Origin of the sequence: Mycobacterium persicum (assembly GCF_002086675.1) — a bacterium.
Lineage (GTDB): Bacteria > Actinomycetota > Actinomycetes > Mycobacteriales > Mycobacteriaceae > Mycobacterium > Mycobacterium persicum.
Genome location: NZ_MVIF01000158.1, coordinates 1 through 7,527 on the forward strand (window position 1 = coordinate 1; position 7,527 = coordinate 7,527).

The 7,527-nt window shown below is 64.4% G+C and carries 8 protein-coding genes and 1 pseudogene; 2 read left to right on the forward strand and 7 right to left on the reverse strand.

Annotated elements, in window-relative coordinates:
- On the reverse strand, positions 1-463 hold a 463-nt coding region (locus tag BST40_RS26670), incomplete at its 3' end, for a PE family protein (RefSeq protein ID WP_142276821.1).
- A gap of 313 nt (positions 464-776) precedes the next feature.
- Positions 777-1,427, reverse strand: coding sequence for a TetR/AcrR family transcriptional regulator (locus BST40_RS26675; RefSeq protein ID WP_075549397.1), 651 nt, complete (start codon positions 1,425-1,427; stop codon positions 777-779).
- 378 nt (positions 1,428-1,805) lie between these two features.
- Here BST40_RS26675 and BST40_RS26680 point away from each other — a divergent pair, with 378 nt between their 5' ends.
- On the forward strand, positions 1,806-3,530 hold the full coding sequence (locus BST40_RS26680; protein ID WP_083156306.1) for a CocE/NonD family hydrolase: 1,725 nt from the start codon (positions 1,806-1,808) through the stop codon (positions 3,528-3,530).
- A 36-nt stretch (positions 3,531-3,566) separates the two neighbouring features.
- On the opposite strand, the gene BST40_RS26685 is transcribed toward BST40_RS26680, so the two are convergent.
- Both BST40_RS26685 and BST40_RS26690 read right to left on the reverse strand, forming a co-directional pair.
- Positions 3,567-4,016 carry a hypothetical protein gene (locus BST40_RS26685; RefSeq protein ID WP_083044226.1) on the reverse strand — a complete coding sequence of 150 codons (450 nt, stop codon included), beginning with the start codon at positions 4,014-4,016 and terminating at the stop codon, positions 3,567-3,569.
- A gap of 5 nt (positions 4,017-4,021) precedes the next feature.
- A complete protein-coding gene (locus BST40_RS26690) occupies positions 4,022-5,182 on the reverse strand; it encodes a 3-ketosteroid-9-alpha-monooxygenase, oxygenase component (RefSeq protein ID WP_083156304.1) in 1,161 nt (386 codons plus the stop codon).
- 116 nt (positions 5,183-5,298) lie between these two features.
- Between BST40_RS26690 and BST40_RS26695 the strand changes: the two genes are divergently transcribed.
- A complete protein-coding gene (locus BST40_RS26695; RefSeq protein WP_075549393.1) occupies positions 5,299-5,823 on the forward strand; it encodes a gamma carbonic anhydrase family protein in 525 nt (174 codons plus the stop codon).
- A 91-nt stretch (positions 5,824-5,914) separates the two neighbouring features.
- On the opposite strand, the gene BST40_RS26700 is transcribed toward BST40_RS26695, so the two are convergent.
- From BST40_RS26700 to BST40_RS26710, 3 genes and pseudogenes are all read right to left on the reverse strand, one after another.
- A complete protein-coding gene (locus tag BST40_RS26700) occupies positions 5,915-6,784 on the reverse strand; it encodes an NHL repeat-containing protein (RefSeq protein ID WP_241780341.1) in 870 nt (289 codons plus the stop codon).
- Between the two features lie 209 nt (positions 6,785-6,993).
- Positions 6,994-7,365, reverse strand: a complete 372-nt coding sequence (locus tag BST40_RS26705; RefSeq protein ID WP_075549392.1) for a hypothetical protein — start codon at positions 7,363-7,365, stop codon at positions 6,994-6,996.
- A gap of 34 nt (positions 7,366-7,399) precedes the next feature.
- Positions 7,400-7,527 (reverse strand): annotated as a pseudogene (locus BST40_RS26710) (nuclear transport factor 2 family protein); the annotation flags it as partial.

Below are 7,527 nucleotides of genomic sequence, written 5' to 3' on the forward strand. Positions count from 1 at the left end.
CGGCATTGGTGCCGACGGCCCCGTTACCGCCGTTGCCGAAGAGCAGCCCGCCGGCGCCACCGGCCTGTCCCGGCGCGGTTCCGTTGGCGCCGTTGCCGATCAGCGGACGTCCCAACAGCGCTTGGGTGGGGGCATTGATGGCGCCCAGCACGTCGTTCTCCAGGGTTTGCAGGGGCGAAGCGTTGGCCGCCTCGGCGGCCCCGTAACTGCCCGCGGCAGCTCTCAGCGCCTGCACAAATCGGTCGTGAAAAGCCGCTGCTTGCGCGCTCAGCGCTTGGTATTGCTGGGCATGGTTACCGAACAGTGCCGCGATGGCCGCCGACACCTCATCGGCACCGGCGGCCAGGATGGTCGTGGTTGGCGCTGCCGCAGCCACGTTGGCGTCACTGATCGCAGTACCAATCCCAGCCAGATCCGAGGCCGCGGCCGCCACGAAGTCGGGTGCCACATTGATGAACGACATCATCTTTCCTTCCGCCACGTAGGCCCGGCACGCCGCTTGGCGAGCGCTTGCCAGCAGCGTGCGCCGGAAGGTGGTAACGCGTCTAGCAGAAGGTTTTGAACAAAGCCTTGCGTGAAACAAAAGTATCGGCGCTACCCGCCGGACCCGTGGCAAGCGGGACGCAGCTGGCCGATGAGCCCGGGGCTATTACTGGGCCAGTCGTCACCGCGAATCGAAAGGAATTGCTGTGCAACGCTAATCGGTCATCTGCGCCCGCGGGTCTGCTGAATACCGGCCAGTTGCGGCTAGTCAACTCGGCGGCTGCTGCCGATGGTTAGGCGCCTACCTTTAGCGCCGAAGGTTTGAGCAGGGCGTTGCGGAGGGTCGTGGTGACCCAAACCTCGAAACGTTGGAGTGAGTAGCCGGCGCCCGAGACCAACAGCTCGTAGCTGGCCGGACCGGCGATCGCCCACGCGGTGTCGACGGCGTCTTCCCGCGGGAGCTGCAGCGCATCGTCTGGAATGGTCGCCAGCAGCTCGCTGAACGTTGCGCGCCGCAGCGCCTGAAGCTGCTGCCATTCCTCGGCGATCGCCTTGTCGACTGCCGCTCCGTCGCGGTAGGCCCGCCACGCGATTGCCGAGCGCTGCGCCACACCGCAGAACAGTTTCGCAATCTGCGCCAATGTGCCACCGGGATCATCGCAATGTATTTGGGAGGAAAAGTGTTTCGCTGACGGAACCGTTCCGGGCGCGAGTGTGCTGTCGAGGTAGCCGCGTAGCAACGCGCGTTTGCTTCCCCACGCGAGGTAGAGCGTCTGCACCGTGACCCCGGCGCGCTCGGCGATTCGGTTGACCGTGGCGGCGACATAGCCGACCCGGGTGAATTCTTCGGCGGCAGCTTCCAGCAGCAGCCGGCGGGTCTCTGCCCGCGAGGCCGCCGCGGCTTCGCGTAATCGGGTCGTATTGCGGGGCCGCTTCTGTTCCACCTGCCGAAGCCTACTCCACCGTGCTAGAGTGACACTCTAACACAATTGAGTGTCACTCAATAGAGTGCAATGAGGAGTCGCAATGGGCCGGCAAGCTCCGATCTACCTGTGCCGATGGCGCCGCCCCGGCGATTATGGTCAATGCCCGCATCCGCACGGGCGCCGCTGCGACATCACGGTGTCCCGGCTGACCCGCCGCTGTCGGTGGTCGCGATTCCAGCCGCGCCACCACGTTGGACCCGCGTTGGCCGGCGATCCGGTAAGCGTCTGCCCGGCGCGATCGGCCGTCGCACTCCGTGACACCGTAGAGCGGATGATCTCCTGATGGCCAGCCAAATTGCGCCGCAATCCATCCGACCGCGCACCCAGGAGCCCACTATGCCGGCGGTGTCAGCGGAGTACCCCAGCCACGACCGTCCCTGGAAACGACTCGGGGCCGCCCGGTATGCCGCGGCCCGGCTGCAGGGGATCCTTCGGCCGCCGGTGGATGTCGCGGCAGCACCGCCGGACCTCATGGTGGACCGAAACGTCGCTATCTGTATGCGCGACGGTGTTGTGTTGCGGGCCAACGTCTATCGCCCCCCTGGCCCGGGACCGTTCCCCGTGATCCTGGCGGCACACCCCTACGGAAAGGACCGGCTGCCCAAGCGCATCTGGGGCCGGTGGAGCATCAACCCCCAGTTTCGCGTCCTGCGCCAAACCGCGCCCATCGAAATCTCCAACGAAACCAGTTGGGAGGCGCCAGATCCGGTCTGGTGGGTAGCGCAGGGATATGCCGTCGTCAACGCCGACCTGCGGGGGGCCGGCACCTCGGACGGGGTCGGTGCGTTGCTTTCCGATCAAGAGGGCCGCGACGTCTACGACCTGATCGAGTGGGCGGGCGCCCGGTCATGGTCCAATGGCAACGTCGGCATGCTGGGGGTCTCTTACCTGGCCCTTTCACAGTTCAAGGCGGCCGCGCTGCACCCGCCGAGTCTCAAGGCGATCTGTCCCTGGGAGGGGTTCACCGACGCCTACCGCGACCTTTTCACACCGGGAGGAATTGCCGAGAAAGGCTTTTCCCGAATCTGGGTCGCCATCGTCAAACGGGTCATGCGCACTTCCGAAGACGTCGGCAGGCTGCGCAGGGCACACCCGCTGCTAGATCAGTGGTGGCAATCGCTGGTCCCGGACCTCGCCAGGATCACGGTGCCCATGCTCGTCTGCGCGAGCTTCTCCGACAACAACCTGCACAGCCGCGGATCCTTCCGGGCATTCGAAAAGGTCAGCGCCACCGAGAAATTCGTCTACACGCATCGCGGCGGCAAATGGGCAACGTTCTACGGCGACGAGGCGCGACGGGCTCAGCTGACGTTTTTTGATCGCTACCTCAGGCAACGCGACGTGCCCAAACCCCCGCCGGTCCGCCTCGAGGTGCGCGAGCAGCGCGACGTCATCGCCCAGGTCCGTACCGAACGTGAATGGCCGCTGCACCGTACCCAATGGTGCGATCTCTACCTCGCCGACAACGGATATCTGGACACCGCAGCGCCGACGGTCGACGGATCGGTCACCTTCCACACTCGTCGCCGCGCCGCGGCATTCACCTTCCCGGTGCAAAGCGATCTGGAACTCACCGGCCCGATGAGCCTGGTGCTATGGGTCTCAGTCGACGGCGCCGACGACGTCGCACTGTTCGTCGGTGTCGAGAAATGGGTTGGCAGGAAATGGGTTTCGTTCGAAGGCTCATATGGTTTCGGCCGCGATCGGGTGACGACGGGTTGGCAGCGCGCCTCGCTGCGTGAGATCGACACCGAGCGCTCCACGATGTACGAACCGGTGCACACTTTTCAACGGCGCCAACCCCTCTCGCCCGGTGAGGTCGTTCCGGTCGAGGTCGCACTGGGGCCATCGGCCACGGTCTTCCATGCCGGCGACCGCATCCGCCTGCTGGTCGCGGGTCGTCAACTGGCCCCACGCAATCCGCTCTTCGGCGCCTTCCCCGCCCGTTACCTGCCAAGCCCGTCCGCGCGGTGCATGTTGCACTGGGGACCGCAACGGCCAGCAAGGCTGCGGGTGCCGGTGATCCCGGCAAAGGCTGGCGACGTCCGAGGCCGGCCGTGACGGATGAGCCTTCCTCAAGGCCTTACCGGCGGGTGTTCAGTCCCGCTGTTCCTCGGTCAGATAGCCCTCGGCGATGGCGTGGTCGATGCTGTCGCTCATTTTCGGGCAGGCCTTGGTGCGTGCGGTGTTGCCGCCGGACGCCCGCACTTCGGCGAAATGCGCGCAGCGCTGCACGGCCTCGGTATTCCATTGCACCGCCGTATGACCCGGCCCGAGTCGCTTGACGGTGACGGTGACGTGACAGAATCGGCAATCCACCGGTTGCAAGCCGCCGGTCAGATAACGTTCACGGTCGGCCCGGCTGGCTTCCCGTACCGCGGCGGCGCGTTGCGGATCGTTGGCGAAATCCCATGTCTTGGAAGGCGATCGACGCCCCGCGTGGTCCTCGGATACCGTATGGTGGTCATGATGCCCACCGCGCAGCAGCAGCATCGAACGGGCCAGCCGATCGACGTCGGGAACAGGTTGATCGTCGGACGGGCTCATGACCGTCAGTGCTGCTCGGCGGGCACGCCGTCGGCGGGTTTCCTTGCGTCCAGGTTTCTTTGGACCTCGGCCCTCCAGAACTCGTTGGCCCGAGTGGTGTCCACCTCCATCTCGAAGCGCTCCACCATTTCGGGTTTGATGTCGGCCACATCTACATAGAACTGCTCATACCAGCGACGCATCTGATAGACCGCACCGTCTTCCTCGACCAGCAGCGGGTTCGCGATTCTGGTTTTGTGCTTCCAGATCTCGACGTCCTGCATGAACCCCATGCTGACGCCTTCGGTGAACACCCGCGACAGCTTGTCGGTCATCTTCTCGTCCATGCCTTTGGGCTTTTCGACGATCACACCCCACTGCAACACGAACGAGTCCTGAGTCACCGGGTAGTGGCAATTGATCAGGATCGACTCGGACTTGTAGCCGCTGTAGCTATTGTGCAGCCAGTTGATCATGAACGACGGCCCGAAATAGGACGCCTCGGAATCCAGGTGCGCTTCGCCGTACGCGGTTCCCAGACCCTCCACGTCCGGGCGACCCACGTTGTGCAGATACTGCGAGGCGATGTGACCCTCGAAGACGTTCTTGAAGTACGTCGGCAACCCGAAATGGATATAGAAGAAGTGCGCCATGTCGGTGACGTTGTCGATGATGTCGCGGCAATTGGACCCTTCGATGAGGATGCGGTTCCACCGCCAGTCCGTCCATTCGTCGCTGGCTGCCTCGGGAATGTCGGGGATCCTTACACTCGGGTCCGGCGGGTTGCCTTCGTGGTCGTGCCAGACGAAGAGCAGGCCGCCGCGCACGTCGGTCTCCCAGGACCGGGTGCGCGCGGTCTTGGGGGTGCGCTTGGCGTATGGCACCAGCTTGCAGCGGCCGTCGCCGCCCCAGCGCCAGTCGTGGAACGGGCAGGCGATCTCGTCGCCCTTGATGGTGCCTCCGGACAGGTCACCGCCCATGTGACGGCAGTAGTTGTCGAGGATCTTCAGGTCGCCGTTAGAGTCGGCGAACACCACCAGCTTGGTGCCGAACGCTTCCACCCCGTGCGGCTTGCCGTCCATGAAATCCTTGGCGACACCGAGGCAATGCCAACCCCGCGCGTACCTGGTCGGCAAGGTTCCGGCATCGATCTCCCGGACGCCGACGCTACTTGTGCCGGTACTCACGCTGTCACCTCCGCATCACTGAACCACTAACTAGAACACGTTACAGTTTTGAGGCCGGTGAGTGCAATGGCGGCGCGCCTGGCCACAGCATATGCATGGTGCGGTATATGTAAACGATGCCGCTATACACATTTGAGGGCCGCTCTCCGCGCGTCGATCCCACCGCGTTTGTTGCCCCCACCGCGACGCTGATCGGCGATGTCACCGTCGAAGCGGGAGCGTCGGTTTGGTACAACGCCGTGTTGCGAGGCGACTACGCGCCTGTCGTGGTGCGCGAAGGCGCCAATGTTCAGGACGGCTCGGTGTTGCATGCGCCGCCGGGTATCCCGGTGGACGTCGGGCCCGGGGCGACGATTGCCCACCTGTGCGTGATCCATGGGGCGCACGTCGGACAAGAGGCGTTAATTGCCAACCACGCCACCGTGCTGGACGGCGCGGTGATCGGCGCGCGCAGCATGGTGGCGGCGGGGGCCTTGGTGGTGGCCGGCACCCAGATTCCTGCCGGCGTCCTGGCGGTCGGAGCACCGGCCAAGGTGAAAGGACCGATCGAAGGAACGGCAGCCGAGACCTGGGTCAACCTCAATCCGCAGGCCTATCGTGACCTAGCCCAGCGGCATCTGACCGGCCTGGAGCCGATCTAGCCTGGCCCCAGTTCGGGCGGCCAGTGCGAAGCTTGAATCCTTGTGCACTGTAGGGGATTTCCCAGTCGACCTAATCCGGGCGGCGAACCCGTTAGTTTATCGACAGTTTCACCACGCGTTTGTGAAAGTCGGTCACGTAGACGTTGCCTGCATCGTCGACTGCCACGCCGTACGGGAAGTCGAGGTCGGTGAAGGGCAGTGTCGATGGGGTGTTCGAGCCGGCCTCCAGCTTCAAAACCCGGTTGTTGTTCAAGTCTGTGACGTAGACGCCGCCTTTGCGGTCCACCGCCACACCGTGAGGAAAGTTGAGTTCGGTGAACGGCAGGTAGACCGGGTTGGTCGCACCAGCGGCAAGCTTTGCCACGCGGTTGTTTTCGCTGTCGGCGACATACACGGTGCCGGCGTCGTCTACTGCCGTGCCCAACGGGTGACGAAGGCCGATGAACGGCAGCTCGGCGGGGTTGTTCGAACCGGCGGGAAGTTCCAATACCCGGTTGTTGCCGGAGTCCACGACGTACGTGTTGCCGTTGCGGTCTACCGCAACACCATGGGGAGAGCTCAGGCCGGCGAAAGGCAACTCAGCCGGCGTGGGGGAGTCCGCTGGCAGCTTGAGTACCCGGTTGTTGTATGCGTCGACAAGGTATATGGCGCCGCTGACGTCCAGCGCCAAACTAGCCGGGCGGTTGAGGCCGGTGAACGGCAACTCGGATTGCTTATCGGAACCGGCCGCCAGCTTCAACACCCGGTTGTTGCTTGAGTCGGCGACGTAAACATCGCCCTTACCGTCCACCGCCACCCCGTCGGGATCGCCCACCTCGAGCGGCAGCACGACCTGCTTGGGCGCGGCTGGGACGGTCGACGGACCGCCCTGGCTGGGCGCGGCCTCCTTGGATGAGGTACGGAAGAAGCCCAGGTGCCCAACAGCTGCGAGGATGGCCACCAGGACTACCGCGACGCCCACGATAGCCAGGGTGCGCTGGTTCAACAGCCGGTTACGCCTGAATTCCCCTGCACCCACAGCCAGCTCCCTCACCAGCATTTTGATCGCGACACCTGGACACTACCCGCATGGGCGTTGCCCATAGCGCAAGTTGAGCCGGGCAGCCCTGGCGGGGACTCGAAGCCGCCGGCGCCAAAGCCGAGCGTCGGCAGATGAACTGCCGACCGATGTCAGGCCTTGCCGCTGACTTCCGCGATCAATGCATCGGGGTCGGTCACACTGACGTACAACGTTTTCAGCGTGACCGGCACGCCCATGACTTTTGCCCGCGTGGGTGGGTCGATGGTCAGCTCCACGATGCCCTTGGAGGAGCCGTTGACCAGCCAGCGGCCCCGGAACCCGTGGGCACCCCAGGAGTACACCCGGTCGTTGTTCGGCTTGACGTCTTTGATGGACGCCACGGGGATCTCGGCGTTGAAGCCCCAGCCGAACTTGACGCACAGAACGCCGTCCTGGACGCGCACCTCGCTGTGCTTGGGCCCACAGCCGAGCGGTACCGAGAAGGGGAGAAACCAGCGCTCGTAACGCAGCTCAGTAGGCACGCCTGAGAGTGTAGGCGTGACGGGGAGGCTTGGACTAGATTTTTTTGGCCGTTGCGGCGGCGCGGTCCATCTCCCAGTAGGCCCGCAGGGCCACCAACTGTCCGTCGTCGTTGGTTTTGTAGGTGAATACACCTTCGGTGGTGATCTGGTGGTCGCCCATAG